The sequence below is a fragment of the Noviherbaspirillum sp. UKPF54 genome (assembly GCF_007874125.1).
Classification (GTDB): Bacteria; Pseudomonadota; Gammaproteobacteria; order Burkholderiales; family Burkholderiaceae_D; genus Noviherbaspirillum.
In genome coordinates this window covers 719,931-735,368 of record NZ_CP040128.1, presented here as the reverse complement: position 1 = coordinate 735,368, position 15,438 = coordinate 719,931, and the positions used below count along the sequence as shown (strand labels likewise).

The following is a 15,438-nucleotide window of genomic DNA, read 5'->3' as shown; positions in this document are numbered from 1 at the left end:
CTAGCAAATACGCGGCAACGGATCGTCTTCCAGTTCGTCCAGCAAACGTTCGCCGCCGATCTCGGTTTGCAGGACCACGTGTGGCCGACCGGCAGTCATCGCGCCGACGATTTGCGCATCGCGTCCGGCCGGCAGCGCCCGCCAGGCTTCAAGTGCCGCCTCGGCGTCGTTCTCGTCGACCACCGCGGCTACCCTCCCCTCGCAGGCGAGATACAAGGGGTCGTAGCCGAGCATGTCGCATACCGAGCGCACCGCTGCGCGCACCGGGATCGCGGTCTCGCGCAGGCGCACGCCGAGCCCCGTTCCCCGGGACAGCTCGTGCATGACGGTCGCGAGCCCTCCGCGCGTGGGGTCGCGCATGAAGCGCAGCCCCGGCAAGCGCAGGAGCGCGCTGGTCAGATCGAATACGTTCGCGCAGTCGGAGCACAACTCGCCCGCCAGCCCGAACTCCTCGCGTGCCAGCAGCACCGCGATGCCATGATCTCCGACCGGCCCGCTGACCAGGATGCGGTCGCCCGCGCGCACTTCCCGCATGCCGAGGCGCCGTTCATGGGCGCGCATTCCGACACCGGTCGCGGCGATATAGAGGCCGCCGCCCTCGCCGCGCCGCACCACCTTGGTGTCGCCCGCGACCACCGCGATGCCGGCTTCGCGCGCGGCGCGGCCGATGCTGGCGGCGATGCGATCGAGCAGCGCGATTTCCGTGCCTTCCTCGATGATCAGGGAAAGCGTCATGTAGCGCGGCGTGGCGCCGGCTACCGCCAGGTCGTTGACGGTGCCGTGCACGGCGAGCGTGCCGATATCGCCGCCGGGGAATTCGAGCGGCTGCACGGTAAATGCATCGGTGGTGAGCATGAGCGCGCCGTACCCGGCCGGCACGGCAACGGCAACCGCATCCACCTGCGCATCGAGCAAGGGATTGGCAAGCCGCGGCGCGATCACCTCCTCGATCAGTTCCCGCATCAGCCGACCGCCGTTGCCATGCGCCAGCGTCACGTATCTTTCGTCTAACATTGCCCGCTCCCCGCTTCCACCAGTTGACCGAATGAGAGAGCGCCGTCGTTGCACGGCAGGCGCTCCGGCATGCGCACCTCGAACCCGTCATCCTCCAGCAGCGACACCGCCTGTTCGCTCAGCAAGCGGTTCTGGAACACGCCGCCGCACAGGCCTACGTGCCGCACGCCCGTTTCCCGCCGCACCGCCCTTGCCTGCGCCAGCAGACCGTGCGCCAGGCTGCTGTGAAAGCATGCGGCGCGCCACGCGGCGCACTGGGTTGCGTCGGTCAGCGCGCCGACCAGCGGCGCCCAGTCGAGTTGCCAGAGCCCGACGGCATTCTTTGCCAGCGGCAGCGGGACCGGCGCCGCCGTTTCGTTGCACGCCGCCGCTTCCAGCCACATCGGTCCCTGCCCCTCGTGGCTGGCTTCGTCCAGCAGGCCGACCAGGGCCGCGGCGGCGTCGAACAGGCGGCCGGCGGCCGAGGTGCGCGGGCAGTTAAGCTGCCGGCGCCAGGCATGGTGGACAGCGGCATGCTGTTCGATGCGCCAGGGATGGCCGATTTCCCAGCATGCGCCGGCGGCGCTGCGCCACGGCGCGCGTGCCGCCTTCTCGCCGCCCGGCAGGCAAAACGGCCGCAAGGTCGCCGCGCGCGTCCACCGTCCCGGCCGGCCGAGCAATCCTTCCCCGCCCCACAGGGTGCCGTCGTCGCCCAGCCCCACTCCGTCCCACGCAAATGCCAGCCAGGTCTCGACGTCGGAATGTTCCGCCGCCAGCGCCGATGCATGCGCCCGATGGTGCTGCACTTTCAGTACCGGCAGGCCAATCGCCATGGCCCAGCGGCTGCCGGCGTAACCGGGATGCGCATCGCAGGCGATGGCCTGCGCCGTCACGCCGTACAGCGCCAGCAAGTCGGCGATGGCCTGTTCGAACACGGCCTGCGCGCGCGGGCTGCCAAGGTCTCCGATGTGCGGCGAAATCACCGCGCGATCCTGCCAGGCCAGCGCGATGGTGTTTTTCATCTGGCTGCCCGTGGCCAGCAGGGGCCGCCGCAGCGCAAACGGCAGCCGCCACTCGACCGGCGCCGCGCCCCGGCCCAGGCGCAGCGGGCGCGCCTTGCCCGCGATCACGCGCAGCACGGAATCGTCGGCCGGACGCAGGATGGGCCGGTCGTGGTGGAGGAAGCCATCGGCGACTTCGCCCAGCCGCGCCTCCACCTCGGCCGCCTCGGTCAGCACCGGCTCGCCGCTGAGATTGGCCGAGGTGACCACCAGTGGCTTGCCGAAGTGCTGCAGCAGCAAGTAATGCAGCGGGCTGTAAGGCAGCATCGCGCCGAGCTCCTTCAACCCGGGCGCAATGCCGGCGCTCAGCCCCGACTGCGCTCGCATCGGCGCCAGGACGATCGGGCGCACCGGGTCGAACAGCGCGGCGCGCGCGGCGGCATCCAGCGTCACAGCCCGCTCCAGCCAGCCGCCCTGCGGCGGGAACATCACCGCCACCGGCTTGTGCGGCCGGCGCTTGCGCTCGCGCAGCCGCGCAAGCACAGCATCGTCGGTCGCGTCAGCCAGCAGGTGGTAGCCGCCCACGCCCTTGACGGCGACAATCCCGCCGGCGGCAAGCTGCCGAACGCAGGCAGCCAGCGCATCAGCCGTATCCGGCACGTCGGCCGCGCCGGGCATGCGGCAAACCAGGCGCGGGCCGCACGCCGGACAGGCTACCGGCTCCGCATGAAAGCGGCGGTTGCCCGGGTCCTCGTATTCGGCGCGGCATTGCGCGCACATGGCAAAGCCGGCCATCGACGTGTTGGCGCGGTCGTAAGGCAGCCGCGCAATCAGCGTGTAGCGCGGCCCGCACTGCGTGCAGTTATTGAACGGATAGCGATAGCGCCGTTCGTCCGGATCGTTCAGCTCGCGCAGGCAATCGTCGCAGCAGAAGCAGTCCGGCGGCAGGTGCGCGCCGGCCCCGTCGCCGTCCTCGCTAGCGAGAATGGCGAACTCATCGTGTCGCGCCATGCCGATCTCGGCGCAGGAAACGATGCGGGGCCGCGCCAGCGGCGGCGCCTGCTCCAGCAAGGCGCGGGCGAACCGGGCCAGCATCTGACGCGGGCCTTCCCCGACGACCACGACCTGCCCCGACCGGTTCTGCACGAAGCCGCGCACGCCAAGTGCCCGCGCGAGGCGGTAGACGAACGGCCGGAACCCTACCCCCTGCACCCGCCCCTCCACCAACCAGCGGCACGCCGCCGTGTCCGTGCCTGCAGCGTCGGGCGCACCGGGCGCATCGAGCATAGCGAGCGTTTGGCGCGCGTCGGTCATCGCCTATCCTTCACTGCCTTTACCTGTGGCCGCGCGCGGACGGCTCGCCCACCAGATGCGGCATGCGCCTTCATCCGACACCATGCACGGCCCGACCGGCGAACGCGGCGTGCAGGCTCGCCCGTACAGGCGGCATTGATCCGGATATATCCGTCCCAGAACGACGCTAGCGCAATCGCAGCCCGGCGGCATCTGGCCGGCGCGCTTGCGCTGCGCAGCCGCGTCGAGCGGAAAACGCAGCCGGGCGTCATGCGCCGCGAATGCGCCGCGCAGCCGGTAGCCCGAGCGCGCAATCACCCCGATGCCGCGCCAGTTCGCATCCACCACGTCCATCACCTGCTCCAGATGGCGTTGCGCCACCTGATTTCCGCCTGGGCGAACCGCCTGCGGATAGCAGTTGTCCAGCCTGCGGCAACCTTCGACAAGTTGATGCAGGACCGACCAGGTCGCTGCCAGCAGGCTATCCACGCCGAAGCCGGCAACTGCCACAGGAATCCTGTGCCGGTCCACGACGAAATCCCATTCCTGCGTCCCCATGACGGTGGCCACATGGCCGGGCGCCAGCAGCGCGTCGAACGACGGCTGTCCCGACTCCAGCAGCATCGCAACCGCCGGCCAGGTCCGGCGCGCGGCCAGCAGCACGGAAAGATTGTCCGGCGGGCTATCGGACAGCATCGCCGCCACCGGTGCCGTCGTCGTCTCGAATCCTGCCGCGAACAGCACCACATTGCGCTGTGGTTCGGCGCGCGCCAGGCGCAACGCATCGAGCGGACTGGCGATCGGGCGCACATCGGCGCCGGCGGCGCGCGCCGCCTCCAGAGTGCGCACTTCGCCCTTGGGCACATTGGTTGGCACACGCAGCATGTCGCCGAACGCGAGCAGCGTCACCTTGTGTTCCAGCGACAGCCGGATGGCGTAATGGATATCCTCCTCGGGGCAGACGCAGACCGGACAGCCGGGCCCGGGAATCACTTCCACCTGTGGCGGCAGCACGCTGCGCAGCCCCGACATGGACACGGTGCGTTCGTGTCCGCCGCACACGTTCATGACCTTGACCCTGCGCGGCAAGCCGAGCGCGGCGATCTTCTCCAGCCACTCCTGCGCCGCGCCGCTCATGCCCGTCGCTCCCGCTTGGCGGCGCGCAGCCAGTCCAGCCAGGCGTCCATGCCACCGCCCCTGCGCGCCGACAGGGGCAGCACCGGCGCGGCATTGCCGAGCTGGCGCAAGGCCGCGCTGGCGCGCTGTTCGGAGAAATCTTCCATGCATGGCAGCAAGTCGGTCTTCGTCACCAGCATGGCGTCGGCGGCGCGGAACATCACCGGATACTTGGCGGGCTTGTCGTCGCCTTCCGTCACCGACAGCAGGACGGCGTTGCGATGCTGCCCGAGATCGAAACTCGCCGGGCATACAAGATTGCCGACGTTTTCGATGAAGAGGATGTCCAGGCCCTCCAATGGCGTGTGATGCAGCGCGTCGTGGATCATCGCCGCATCGAGATGGCAGGCCGCGCCCGTGGTGATCTGCAGGGCGGGGACGCCCCTGGCGCGAATGCGCCGCGCGTCGTTGTCCGTTTCCAGGTCGCCCACGATCACCGCGACGTCGAGTTCCCCGCGCAAAGCCTCGATGCTGGCCTCCAGCAGCGCGGTCTTGCCGGCGCCCGGCGACGACATCAGGTTGATCGCGACGACGCCGTGCCGGTCGAAATGCTCCCGGTTGTGGCGCGCGATCCGGTCGTTCTCGGCCAGCAGACCGTGCATCACCTTTACCGGGACCGCCATGCTGTCGTGTGTTGTTGCGCATCCGCATTCGCTACACATTGCCGCTCCTGTGAAAGGTTGGCTGTCAGGGAAGATCGTTATCCGAAAATCAGGTCGACCGACTCGATCAGCATTTCATCGCCGCCAAGGAGTATCGTGTGCGCGCTGCCGCACCGCGCGCAGACAAGCCGGTTGGCGGCGGCGTTACTCTCGGTGCCGCACGCGTCGCAGCGGATGCGCACCGGCATGGAGGTAATGACGAGGCGCGCATGTTCGGCCACCGTATCGATGCGCAACTGTTCATAAGCGGCGCGCAACAGCGCCGGCTCGATTCCGGATAGCGGGCCGATTTGCAGGGTAATGCCGGTGACCGCACGGGCGCGGCGCTGTGCCGCCACGACGACAACCTGGTCCAGCAATGCGCGGCCGATGGCGAGTTCATGCATCGCGCGCTCCCTGCGTCATTAGGACGTCGACCAGGCCCCAGGTGGCTTCGGCATCTTCAGGAGCAATTTTTTGGATCGCGTAACCGACGTGGACAATGACGAAATCGCCGCACGCTATGGAGTCCGACGGCAACAGGAAGAGGCTGACCTCGCGTTCGACGCCGTTGGCCGAGCAGCGCGCCATCGTTCCGTCGACCGTCACGACTTGCATTGGAATCGCCAGGCACATCGCAGCCTCCTTGCATGCACTCTGCCGGCTATTACATCCGCCGCTTCCGCCCGCGTCAAGACAGGCTGATCAATAAAGGGCGCGATGACGCGATCATGGTTGGCAGCAATTTTCCTCGCATGCAAACAGGTTCACGCCGGCCTCTATGGCGGGTTTGAACGAGATCAAAACAGTCGTATCAAGGACGCGTATGTTTTTTCAACTCACCCTACCGCGCAGGCCACCACCATGAGCGATCCGATTTCCTCGATCATGCACGCGACTGTCACCCCGGTCAGCATGGACGATACCGTGGAGATAGTGGAACTCCTCATGAAAACCAGGCACATCTCTTCCGCGCCCGTCTACGATGGCGACGGTGCCATTCTCGGCATCGTCACCGCGACCGACCTGGTGAAATTCCATGCGATGGGGAAAGATCCAAAAATCGTGAAGGCGTGGGAAATCTGCACCTATCGCCCGGTCGAGGTCACGCCGGATACGCCGGTGATCGAGGTTGCCGCATTGATGCTGGAACACAAGGTTCACCATGTGGTGGTGATGGAAAACGAGGCAATGTGCGGGATCGTCTCGTCGCTAGACTTTGTCCGCCTGTTCGCCGAACAGAATCGGCGCTAGCGGCCTCGGCGGTCGTGCTGCCGCCGCTCCACCATATCCCAGCCGATTTCCTGCCGGATTTGCTCCGGGTCGTGCAGGGGCGCGCGCGTATTCTGCCGGCGCTCATTCTGCCGCCGTTCCAGATACTCTCTGACTTTTTCCTTCGCTTGTTTCGGCTGTTCCATCGCGGGATTCCAGTTTGCCGCCTGAGGAGCGGTTCGAGGGAATGGCACGGTCATGGCCAACACCGCCGGCCGACTGTTAACGTACGGGTTCTGACTGGATGGCGTTTGATACGACACAATGAATGGCCAGCTGCATCCGCCATGCATGCCTCATCGCGCCGGCGCCAGGCGAAAAAAAACCCGCTGTCTTGCGGCAGCGGGTTCAATCCAATTCAAGGAGAGTTGGAGGAGACAGGAGTAATCATACGTTCAGGCTGGCATGTCGTCCGCTTTATTCTTCGAATAGCAGACATTCATGAATCAAATACCACCTGAACCGGATTGCCGCGTCAATGTTGCCGGCACATCTGCTTCACCTTTTTCGAGACCAGCACCGGCAGATAATCGGGAATCTGCGCCGTGGCCTTCATTTGTCCCAATATTTCTTCATACAGTTCGGCGATCTCGTCGAGCGGCCGGTGCATTTCGTCGGCAATTGCCTGCATGCTTCCGCGATGCCGCTGCCGGTCATGGCTATCCGTGTAAATCGTCCCGTCGGTCTGGCTGGCGTTCCCTGTTTCTTCGCGCGCGGCTGTCATGAGTGGCTCCGTGTCATCTGAAACAGACTTTCAGCCTGTGGCACCCGCTTCGCGCCGGCGCCTGACGTTCAGATAAGCATAGACAGCTTCCGACAAAAGCCATTATTAAAAGAATAATCTTCGCGAAAAATCACGCCGCAGGATACATAGGGAATTAACGTGCCCGGCCCTTGATACACAGCGCGATTCCCGCAAGCACCGCCAGCCCGGCCAGCACGCCCAGATAGCCCGCCACGTCGGCAATGCTCGCGCCCATCTGGTTCAGGCGCAGCGATGCCTGGATGCCGGCGGTGCTCGGAATCAGCCAGCGCAGCAGTTGCAGCGGATAAGGCAGCGCCTCGCCCGGCCAGGAAAATCCGGACAGAAAGGCCATCGGGATCGAGGTGAACAGCAAGACCTGGATGGCGCGCTCGCGGTTGGCGAAGACGAGACCGGCCAGCGCGCCGAGCGCGGCCACGGCGGGAATGAACAGCATCAGCAACAGCACCGCTCCCCCGATGTTGGCCGCGCGCGGATATTCGTGTACCGCGAAAATCCAGCCTAGATACAACAAGCCCATGAACACGCCGAAGGTGGAAAAGGCGGCGATGCGGCCAAGCCAGACATGCGTGCCTGCCCGGTGGACCGCGCTCTCCGCCCAGGTACCGACGAGCAGCGCCACGCCCATCAGCAGCGTCTGCTGGATGATGATGATCGCCACCGCCGGCACCGCGTAATTGCCGTAGCCTTCATCCGGATTGAACAGCGCCACCAGCTGCGTGTTGATCGGGCTGCGGCTATCGGCGGCCTGGCGCGCGCTCTGGCCCTTGCTTTGCAGCTTCTTGATTTCGATGCCGGCCGAGACGGTGCCAACCGCTTCCGCGAATCCGGTCAGTACGGTCTTGTTCAGCAGCAGGTAGGCGCCGTTGCCTTCGACCGGGACCACCGCTGCCTCGCCGCGCAGCACGTTGCGCTTCAAGTCTTTCGGCAGGATCGCATAGCCTTCGATGTCGCCTTTCCACAGCGCCTGCCGCGCGTCGCGCTCGTCGCCCGTGACCAGCGCGACGTCCAAGCGCGGGCTGGCCTGCGCAAAGCGCGTGATCTGGCGTGACAGGCTGGAATGATCGAGATCGACGATGGCCACCGGCACGCGCGTGACCACTTGCGTGGAAAACGGCCACGGGTAGAAAAAACCATAGAACAGCGGGGCCACCACCAGGAACAGCAGCGCGCCCTTGTCGCGCACCACCGCTTTCATCGTGTCGAGCCACGCCTGGATGAACACGCCGCGATTCATCGCGCCCCCCATGAGTCCGGCTGTTGCGCAGCCTTCGCCAGCGCGCAGGCAGCAGCGAGCAGCAGCGCCAACGTCACGGCCGGCATCCAGACCAGCGCAGGCAGCGAGTAACGCATCGGCGCCCCCATCTGCAGCTGCTCGATCTGCACCCGCAAATAGTGCGTGAACGGCAGGCTGTCGGCCCACAGGCGGGCGCGGGCCGGCATGGCCGACAGCGGAAACGCCGCGCCGCTGAAGGCGAAGGCTGGCGCTGTGACGATGCCGGTGACCGACAAGGCGGTGCGCAGCGAGCGCGTTACGGCTGCAACCACGGCGCCGAGCGCGATCGACAGCGCCAGCATCGCCATCAGGGCCAGCAGCGTAAACACGAGCGAACCGGCCGGATGCATGCCGCCGGCGATGATCACCGCCAGCAGGCCGGATACGCCGGCCGCGCTCAGCGAAATGAAGGGAATGCTCAACTTGCCAAGCAAGGCGGCGAAAAACGATGCTCTCTCCTGCCCTTGCATAGCGGTATTGCGCCATTCGCCGATCGTGGCGTCGCGCAACTCGGTGCCGACCGACCAAGCGCCGGCGGCCATCGCAAAGATGTGCAACAGCGCCGGAATCAGCGCCATGCCGAGGAATTGCAGGTAATCGAGAGACGGATTGAACAGGTTGGCGAGGCTGGCGCGGATCGGCTCGGCGGCAAGCCTGGCGGCGCGCAGCGGTTCGCCGCGCTTGTTGCGCGCGACGATCTCGATGCCCGCCGACAGCGTCCCTACCGCGGTACGCACATCGCGCTGGATGATGCCGGAGTGCGAGCTGAACTGCGCGTTATGCAGCAGCGTGACTTGCGCCGCATGGCCGCGCTTGACGTCGCGCGCGAATTCGCGCGGGATTTCGACCACGCCGTACACGCGGCCGGCGCGCATCGACTGCTCGACCTGCCACTCGTCATCGTACCGCGCGACCACCTGCAGGCCGGGCGTCGCGTCGAGGAAGCGCACCAGCTGGCGCGACAACGCCGAATGGTCGGCATCCCACACACCGACCGGCAGCCGGGTCGGAATCCCGTTGGAAAAGATCCACCAGATCAGCGCGACCGACAGCAGCGGCACCCAGGAAATCATTGCGACATCCCAGGGGCGGCGGCGCAGCAGCTGCCACTCGCGCCGCAGGCTGGCCCGGAAAATTTGTGCATGCATCGCGCGCTTACTGGACGATCACGCTCATGCCCGGGCGCACGCCTGCGATCGGCGCCGCCGGCCGCGCCCGCACTTCGAAAGTGCGCGCATCGAAGCCCTGGTTCGCATGGGTGGCGCGCCAGGTCGCAAAATCCGGCAGCGCCGCGGTGTAGTACACCTTCATTTTTGCCTTGCGGTTGCCGAGCGCCGGAATGACGACATCGATCTCCTTGCCTTCGGCGAAGCGCTGCAGCTTGTCCTCGCGCACGTTGAATACTGCCCACTGGTCCTGCAGGTCGACCACGGTCACCACCGCCACGCCCTGGGGCGACAGTTCGCCGGCGCGCGCGAACACCTTGACCACTTCGCCGGCGACCGGGCTCTTCAGTTCGGTTTCGGCCCTGGCCGCTTCCACCTCGGCCACCACGCCCGACACCTGACGCGCCTGCGCGGCGGCGGCCGCCTTGTCCTCGCTGCGCGCGCCGGATTTCGCCATGTCGTACTGGGCTTTCGCAGCTGCAGCCAGGTCGCGCGCGGCGCGGTAATTGGTCTGCGCCTCGTCGCGCTTCTGCTCGGCGACCAGGCCTTCCTTCGCCAATGCTTCGACGCGCTTCAACGAATTCTGCGCCAGTTCGGCGGCGGCCTGCGCACGCTGCCAGTTGGCCTGCGCCATGCGGATTTCCTCGGCGCGCGCGCCCGCCTGCGCCTTGGCCGACACGGCTTTCGCGGCGTCGCGCGCGGCGCTGGCCTGCTCCAGCTTGGCGGCCACTTCGGGGCTGTCGATGGCGATCAGCTGGGTGCCGACATTGACCTTGTCGCCTTCCTTGACCAGTACCTGCGCGATGCGGCCCGGGACCTTGGGAGCGATGTCGGTTTCGCGCGCTTCCATCTGTCCCTGGAACACGTCGGGCGCCGGACGCGAGGCATACCAGATGCCGCCGCCGGCGAGCAGGATGGCGGCGATGGCTGCCGCGAGTGCGCTTGCTTTTTTCATGTTTTCCTCAGTCGATTCTGACATCCGCGCGGACGATGTATTGGGGGATTTCGTCGGACAGGCCGCAGGATTCGAGCAGGTTGGCCAGTGCAGTCACGTACTCGTAGGCCGACTGCGCGCGCTCGGTCTGCACCTTGGACAGGTTGATTTCGGCGTCGATCAGCTCCAGCATGGTGCTGGTGCCCTCGCGCGCGCCGGCGGTGCGCAGCTTGAGCAGTTCCTGCGCCAGTTCGGCCGAAGGCCCGAGCGACACGAAATTCACGCGCGCCTGCTCGGCGGCGCGCCAGTTCTTTTCCACCAGGAGCGCGATGTCGCTGCGCGCCTGCGCGTCGGTCAGCTCGGCCTGGCGCACCTTTTCCATGGACGACGCCGACAGCGCCTTGCGGTCGAGCGAATCGAACAGGGTCCAGCGCACGCCCACGCCCGCGACCCAGGTCGCGTCGGACGTCTTCAGCTCGCTCTGGCCGAAAGCGAACACCTGCGGGCGGCGCAGCGCCTCGTCGCCCTCGTGCAGGTTCAGCGCCTGCGCCTTCTTGGCGGCGACCTTCTCCAGCCCGGGGTGATTGCGCAGGGCGATCTGGATGTAGTGGTCGACCGGTTCCAGCGGCTGCGTGATCGCGAACAGCGGTGTGCCCGGCGTGATCGGAGCGGCCGACTTCAGCATGCGCGCCAGCGCGGCCGATGCCAGTTCGGCATCGCTTCTCGCCTTCACCGCATTGCGCCGCGCGTCTTCCAGCGCGGTACGCGCCTGCAGACGCTCCACCCGCGAGATCACGCCGGCCTTGAGCATTTTCTCGGCGGCGGCGTCGTGCTGCTCGATATCCTTCAAGGCCGCCTGGCGCAGGTCGGCGGCCTTGATTGCCAGCTGCGCGCCGAAATAGCGTTGCGCCAGCTGCGAGGCCAGCTCATGCTCGGCCTGCGCCCGCTCGGCCTGCGCTTCCCTGCCCTGCGCCTTGACGAAGCCGCGCGTGGCGTTGCCAATGCCGCCGACATAGATCGGCCACACCGCCGACACGGTGGAGGTGGTCAGCGTGTCGTGCTGGTTGAAGGTGTAGCGCGACGGCAGCTGCGGCAAGGGCAAGGGGATGGGCAGGTTTTGCAGCGGCACCGGCAGGTGCTGCTCGACCTGGGTCAGGCGCCGGTTGACCGGATCGAGATCGACCGACAGGTTGGCGTTGTAGGCCAGCGCGGCAGCCGACAGGCTGACCACCGGACCACCCAGCCCCTGCACCGCCTTGCTTTTCAATTCGCTGCTATCGACGGCGGCCTGCGCGGCGCCGAGCTTGTCCGATACCGTGCGCACGCGCTCCCAGGCGGCGTCGAAGCTTAGCGGTTCGGCCAGCGCGTTGCCGCATGCGATTGCCGCAAGGACGCCGGCCGATAGTGCGCGCGCCGCAGAAAGCGTTCTGGTTCTCATCTCTTGCTTGCCTGCATTAAATAAAGCTGAATGGTAATGGATAGATTGAACTTCGATAACAAAATCGGGGCGCTTGTGCCAGTGCAGTGACACAATGAAAAATGCCAGCCGGCGTCGCCGGCTGGCATTCCATGCGACCGAGGGATCAATTACAGGCCGCGCGGCGCGGCGCCATTGCGGGAAGCCTGCATTTCTTCGCGCACCTGGGCTCGGCTCTTGGTCGAGGCGACATGCGTGAAGTCGACATATTCCTGGTTGCCGGCGAGCTGGCCTTCCGCCCTGGCTTGCGCCAGTTCGGCGCGCACTTCGGCACGGGTCTTGCCGGTCGCGACCCTGGTGAAATCCACCCATTCGGTCTGCGCCACCGGCTGGACCGCCTGCTGCTTCGTTTCGGCGACCACTTCGGCGCGGGTCTTGGTGGACACGACGCCGCCGAAATCGACATACGGATAAGTGCTCTCGGCAAAGGCGGAACCGGCGGCGGTCATCACGGCAAGGGCGGCAATCAGATTTTTCGCATTCATTTTCTTTCTCCACTAGTCAGGTTGTTTCGGATTCGGTGGCACTGGGCGCTCATCGATGAAACACAGTCTAACTATTGCGAAGAACGAGAAAAATAAGATTTCAGTAAATGAATTATTCCTATTTCGGAAATAAAGCGGAATTAATCCGCTTGCCTCATCCCATGGCAAGCATGGCGCGCGAGCTGCCATGATTTTCATCAAACCTAAAATTTCCTTACAGATCATGGAGATAAGCAACCCTCTACCGGCTTATCCACAGAATTAACCACAGTAAATGTGCACAACAGAATCATAATTCCGCCCCTTGCGGCGGCCGGCCGTCGTCGCCGCGCTCGTATTCGGCGATGACCTGGGCGCCGAACAAGAGCAAGGTCGCCGCCACCTCCAGCGTCAGCAGCACCACGATCGCGGTCGTGAGCGAGCCGTAGACGACGCTGACCTGAGACAAGGTTGCGAAATACCATACCAGTACGTGGCGCGTCACTTCCCACAGCAGGGCCGCGGTCACGCCGCCGATCAGCGCGCGCTGCACCGACAGCCGGCCGACCGGCATCACCACATACACCGAGGTCAGCACCAGGATTTCCCCCGCCAGCCCGAGCAGGTAGAGCAGCGCGCCGGAAACGCCTTGCAGCGACCAGTGATGACCGAGGAAATCGATGCTTTCCTGACCGATGGCTTGCAGGCTGCCGGACACCAGCGTCACCAGCAGCAAGCCCAGGCCGAGGAACAGGATGTAGCAGTACGGCAGTACCGCCGACACCAGGAAATGGCGGCGCTTGATCGCTACGCGGTGGAAAAAGATGACCGACATCGCGTTTTCCAGCACGGTGAACGCGAGCGAGCTGAAGAACAGCAGCGTCACCAGCAGCACCCACCCGATCACTTCGCGGTAGGCAAGAAAATGATCGAGTTCCGCCACCACCGCCTTCGACTGTCCCGGAATCAGCCACTCCAGGTAGCGCCCGAGCGTCTGCAACAGTTCGGCGCGGTCGATGACGTGGGATAGCGCGATAACGGTGACGATCAACAGCGGCACGATCGACAGCAGCGCATAGTAGGCCACGGCGCCGGCCAGCAGCAGGCCCTGGTTGGCGCGAAATGCCTTGAGCGACCGGATCGCGAATGCCACCGGATGGCGCAGTACATTGCGGCCCTTCTCGTCGACGATCTGCATGAAGAAATTCCTTTCGTCTGTAATCGCAGGTGGCGCATCGTGCGTGCGGCGCCCTGGCCTGCTTTCGTGTTCGCTATCGCGGCTGCAAAACGGATAGAAGCATTGTGCATTGCCAGCGCCAATCCCAGGATATAACGTGTATGCAAAGCTCAAAAAGAAAACGTGATGCGTGAATTTTATTGAACCGCGGCAGCCCCCATGGCGGACTCGCTTTCGACGTGCTGGCGCGAAAAAGCCGAGGTATGCATGATGAGTTCTCCCATGGGCGACGTGCAAGCAGTCCGCATCGAACCGAACGGCCTGGAAGGCTTGCTTGGCATGAACGACATGCCACAGGGCCTGGTCCTGTTTGCGCATGGCAGCGGCAGCGGCCGGCACAGTCCGCGCAACAATTATGTGGCCTCCGGCTTGCGGCAAGCCGGGATGGTCACGCTGCTGCTCGATTTGCTGCGCCCCGAAGAGGAAGACGACCGGGCCAAGGTATTCGACATTCCCTTGCTGGCGTCGCGCCTGCTCGATGCCACGCGCTGGGCGCGGCAGCAGCGCGACCTTGCGCAATTGCCGATAGGCTACTTCGGCGCCAGTACCGGCGCCGGCGCTGCGCTGGTGGCGGCCGCCGATCCCTCTGTCGAGGTTGCCGCGGTCGTCTCGCGCGGCGGCCGTCCCGACTTGGCCGGCCCGGCCCTGGCCCGAGTGCGCGCGCCGACGCTGCTGATCGTCGGCGGCCTCGATATGCCGGTGATCGACCTCAACAAGCAGGCGCTCGCGCAGCTGAACTGCGACAAGGAATTGACGATCGTTCCCGGCGCCACCCATCTGTTTGAAGAACCCGGCACGCTCGCGCAGGTACTGGCGCTGGCCGCCGGCTGGTTTGCGCGCCACCTGCGCGCGGCCGAGACGGGAAAGGAAGATGAAAATGACATATGACAACTCCACATTCCGGGATCGCCACGACGCGGGCCGCCGGCTGGCGGCGGCGCTGGCGCATCTGAAGGATGACGCCCCGGTCGTGCTGGCCCTGCCGCGCGGCGGCGTGCCGGTCGGCTACGAGGTTGCGCGCGCGCTGGACGCGCCGCTCGACGTGCTCATCGTGCGCAAGATCGGCGCGCCGGGCCACGCCGAGCTGGGGCTGGGCGCGGTGGTGGACGGACAGCATCCGCAATGCATCCTCAACGACGACGTCGTGCAGATGGTCAATCCGCCGCCCGGATATATCGAAGCGGAACAACGCCGCCAGCTGGCCGAGATCGAACGGCGCCGCGCACTCTACTGCGGCGCGCGCGCCCCGCTTCCGGTCGAGGGACGTACCGTCATCGTGGTCGACGACGGCATCGCCACCGGCGGCACGTTGAAGACGGCCCTGGCCGCGCTGTCGCAAGCCGGCGTCGCGCGCCTGCTCTTCGCGGTGCCGGTGGCGCCCGCCGAGAGCCTGGCCGCCCTGCGCGGCGAGCCGCATGTCGAGCAAGGCATCTGCCTGCTGGTGCCCGACTGGTTCCGCGCCGTCAGCCTGTATTACGACAAGTTCGACCAGACCAGCGACGAGGAAGTAGTCGACCTGCTCAACGCGGCGTCGATCCGCCCCGGGCACGAGCATGACCGCGAGCCGCTTGCACGCCCAGCGCACGGACCGATCCCGGAACTCGGCGCAGGCTCGGAACTGGATGCCGTGCCGCCGGATGCGTCGCGCGACGGGCTGCCGCCGGATTCGGCGCGGCTGGTCGCGGGCAACCCGCAGGCGCCCAAAAACGCCGGCGCCTGACAAGTTGCGAGGCTGGACCCGCTGG

General features: G+C 66.0%; 17 protein-coding genes. 3 read left to right on the top strand and 14 right to left on the bottom strand.

Features of this window, described 5'->3' with window-relative positions:
* The 6 genes from hypE to FAY22_RS03440 all read right to left on the bottom strand — a co-directional run bounded on the left by hypE (window position 1) and on the right by FAY22_RS03440 (window position 5,740).
* Window positions 1-1,014: a hydrogenase expression/formation protein HypE gene (gene hypE, locus FAY22_RS03465; RefSeq protein WP_146328934.1), complete on the bottom strand. Its 1,014-nt coding sequence runs from the start codon at window positions 1,012-1,014 to the stop codon at window positions 1-3.
* Window positions 1,008-3,308, bottom strand: coding sequence for a carbamoyltransferase HypF (gene hypF / locus FAY22_RS03460; RefSeq protein WP_246860645.1), 2,301 nt, complete (start codon window positions 3,306-3,308; stop codon window positions 1,008-1,010). Before hypF ends, hypE begins: the two co-directional genes overlap by 7 nt.
* Before the next feature lie 3 nt (window positions 3,309-3,311).
* Window positions 3,312-4,424: a hydrogenase formation protein HypD gene (hypD, locus tag FAY22_RS03455; protein ID WP_146328933.1), complete on the bottom strand. Its 1,113-nt coding sequence runs from the start codon at window positions 4,422-4,424 to the stop codon at window positions 3,312-3,314.
* Window positions 4,421-5,086, bottom strand: coding sequence for a hydrogenase nickel incorporation protein HypB (gene hypB, locus FAY22_RS03450; protein WP_246860644.1), 666 nt, complete (start codon window positions 5,084-5,086; stop codon window positions 4,421-4,423). The genes hypD and hypB overlap by 4 nt, the downstream gene beginning before the upstream one ends.
* Before the next feature lie 77 nt (window positions 5,087-5,163).
* Window positions 5,164-5,511 carry a hydrogenase maturation nickel metallochaperone HypA gene (locus FAY22_RS03445; protein WP_146328931.1) on the bottom strand — a complete coding sequence of 116 codons (348 nt, stop codon included), beginning with the start codon at window positions 5,509-5,511 and terminating at the stop codon, window positions 5,164-5,166.
* Entirely contained in the window at window positions 5,504-5,740 is a 237-nt protein-coding gene (locus FAY22_RS03440; protein WP_146328930.1) for a HypC/HybG/HupF family hydrogenase formation chaperone, read from the bottom strand. Before FAY22_RS03440 ends, FAY22_RS03445 begins: the two co-directional genes overlap by 8 nt.
* Before the next feature lie 228 nt (window positions 5,741-5,968).
* Between FAY22_RS03440 and FAY22_RS03435 the strand changes: the two genes are divergently transcribed.
* Window positions 5,969-6,358 (top strand): cyclic nucleotide-binding/CBS domain-containing protein, encoded by a 390-nt coding sequence (locus FAY22_RS03435; RefSeq protein WP_146328929.1) that lies wholly within the window; start codon window positions 5,969-5,971, stop codon window positions 6,356-6,358.
* Here the strand turns inward: FAY22_RS03435 and FAY22_RS21915 are convergent.
* The 8 genes from FAY22_RS21915 to FAY22_RS03400 all read right to left on the bottom strand — a co-directional run bounded on the left by FAY22_RS21915 (window position 6,355) and on the right by FAY22_RS03400 (window position 13,654).
* Window positions 6,355-6,522, bottom strand: coding sequence for a hypothetical protein (locus FAY22_RS21915; protein ID WP_168204755.1), 168 nt, complete (start codon window positions 6,520-6,522; stop codon window positions 6,355-6,357). The two genes, FAY22_RS03435 and FAY22_RS21915, sit on opposite strands and share 4 nt — an antisense overlap.
* Before the next feature lie 329 nt (window positions 6,523-6,851).
* Entirely contained in the window at window positions 6,852-7,100 is a 249-nt protein-coding gene (locus tag FAY22_RS03430; protein ID WP_146328928.1) for a DUF3562 domain-containing protein, read from the bottom strand.
* Window positions 7,101-7,254: 154 nt separating this feature from the next.
* The gene (locus FAY22_RS03425) at window positions 7,255-8,376 is read right to left on the bottom strand and encodes an ABC transporter permease (RefSeq protein ID WP_146333185.1); all 1,122 of its coding nucleotides are present in this window, start codon (window positions 8,374-8,376) and stop codon (window positions 7,255-7,257) included.
* Window positions 8,373-9,563 (bottom strand): ABC transporter permease, encoded by a 1,191-nt coding sequence (locus FAY22_RS03420; protein ID WP_146328927.1) that lies wholly within the window; start codon window positions 9,561-9,563, stop codon window positions 8,373-8,375. Before FAY22_RS03420 ends, FAY22_RS03425 begins: the two co-directional genes overlap by 4 nt.
* A gap of 7 nt (window positions 9,564-9,570) precedes the next feature.
* Complete coding sequence (locus FAY22_RS03415; protein ID WP_246860643.1) at window positions 9,571-10,536, bottom strand: HlyD family secretion protein; 966 nt, start codon at window positions 10,534-10,536, stop codon at window positions 9,571-9,573.
* A gap of 7 nt (window positions 10,537-10,543) precedes the next feature.
* Window positions 10,544-11,953, bottom strand: a complete 1,410-nt coding sequence (locus tag FAY22_RS03410; protein ID WP_146328925.1) for a TolC family protein — start codon at window positions 11,951-11,953, stop codon at window positions 10,544-10,546.
* A gap of 149 nt (window positions 11,954-12,102) precedes the next feature.
* Window positions 12,103-12,477 carry a DUF4148 domain-containing protein gene (locus FAY22_RS03405; protein WP_146328924.1) on the bottom strand — a complete coding sequence of 125 codons (375 nt, stop codon included), beginning with the start codon at window positions 12,475-12,477 and terminating at the stop codon, window positions 12,103-12,105.
* 289 nt (window positions 12,478-12,766) lie between these two features.
* Window positions 12,767-13,654, bottom strand: coding sequence for a YihY/virulence factor BrkB family protein (locus tag FAY22_RS03400; protein WP_146328923.1), 888 nt, complete (start codon window positions 13,652-13,654; stop codon window positions 12,767-12,769).
* Window positions 13,655-13,903: 249 nt separating this feature from the next.
* On the opposite strand from FAY22_RS03400, the gene FAY22_RS03395 reads away from it, so the two are divergent.
* Together FAY22_RS03395 and FAY22_RS03390 are read left to right on the top strand one after the other, a co-directional pair.
* Window positions 13,904-14,581 (top strand): dienelactone hydrolase family protein, encoded by a 678-nt coding sequence (locus tag FAY22_RS03395; RefSeq protein ID WP_210411938.1) that lies wholly within the window; start codon window positions 13,904-13,906, stop codon window positions 14,579-14,581.
* Window positions 14,565-15,413, top strand: a complete 849-nt coding sequence (locus tag FAY22_RS03390) for a phosphoribosyltransferase (RefSeq protein ID WP_246860642.1) — start codon at window positions 14,565-14,567, stop codon at window positions 15,411-15,413. Before FAY22_RS03395 ends, FAY22_RS03390 begins: the two co-directional genes overlap by 17 nt.
* The last annotated feature ends 25 nt before the right edge of the window (window positions 15,414-15,438 follow it).

Excerpts from the sequence above, each read along its gene's own strand:
- FAY22_RS03410 (WP_146328925.1), bottom strand. The coding sequence starts at position 11,953 with ATGAGAACCAGAACGCTTTCTGCGGCGCGCGCACTATCGGCCGGCGTC.
- FAY22_RS03435 (WP_146328929.1), top strand. The coding sequence starts at position 5,969 with ATGAGCGATCCGATTTCCTCGATCATGCACGCGACTGTCACCCCGGTC.
- FAY22_RS03400 (WP_146328923.1), bottom strand. The coding sequence starts at position 13,654 with ATGCAGATCGTCGACGAGAAGGGCCGCAATGTACTGCGCCATCCGGTG.
- FAY22_RS21915 (WP_168204755.1), bottom strand. The coding sequence starts at position 6,522 with ATGGAACAGCCGAAACAAGCGAAGGAAAAAGTCAGAGAGTATCTGGAA.
- FAY22_RS03415 (WP_246860643.1), bottom strand. The coding sequence starts at position 10,536 with ATGAAAAAAGCAAGCGCACTCGCGGCAGCCATCGCCGCCATCCTGCTC.
- hypE (WP_146328934.1), bottom strand. The coding sequence starts at position 1,014 with ATGTTAGACGAAAGATACGTGACGCTGGCGCATGGCAACGGCGGTCGG.
- FAY22_RS03440 (WP_146328930.1), bottom strand. The coding sequence starts at position 5,740 with ATGTGCCTGGCGATTCCAATGCAAGTCGTGACGGTCGACGGAACGATG.
- FAY22_RS03430 (WP_146328928.1), bottom strand. The coding sequence starts at position 7,100 with ATGACAGCCGCGCGCGAAGAAACAGGGAACGCCAGCCAGACCGACGGG.
- FAY22_RS03395 (WP_210411938.1), top strand. The coding sequence starts at position 13,904 with ATGAGTTCTCCCATGGGCGACGTGCAAGCAGTCCGCATCGAACCGAAC.
- hypD (WP_146328933.1), bottom strand. The coding sequence starts at position 4,424 with ATGAGCGGCGCGGCGCAGGAGTGGCTGGAGAAGATCGCCGCGCTCGGC.
- hypB (WP_246860644.1), bottom strand. The coding sequence starts at position 5,086 with ATGGCGGTCCCGGTAAAGGTGATGCACGGTCTGCTGGCCGAGAACGAC.
- FAY22_RS03420 (WP_146328927.1), bottom strand. The coding sequence starts at position 9,563 with ATGCATGCACAAATTTTCCGGGCCAGCCTGCGGCGCGAGTGGCAGCTG.
- FAY22_RS03445 (WP_146328931.1), bottom strand. The coding sequence starts at position 5,511 with ATGCATGAACTCGCCATCGGCCGCGCATTGCTGGACCAGGTTGTCGTC.
- hypF (WP_246860645.1), bottom strand. The coding sequence starts at position 3,308 with ATGACCGACGCGCGCCAAACGCTCGCTATGCTCGATGCGCCCGGTGCG.
- FAY22_RS03425 (WP_146333185.1), bottom strand. The coding sequence starts at position 8,376 with ATGAATCGCGGCGTGTTCATCCAGGCGTGGCTCGACACGATGAAAGCG.
- FAY22_RS03390 (WP_246860642.1), top strand. The coding sequence starts at position 14,565 with ATGAAAATGACATATGACAACTCCACATTCCGGGATCGCCACGACGCG.
- FAY22_RS03405 (WP_146328924.1), bottom strand. The coding sequence starts at position 12,477 with ATGAATGCGAAAAATCTGATTGCCGCCCTTGCCGTGATGACCGCCGCC.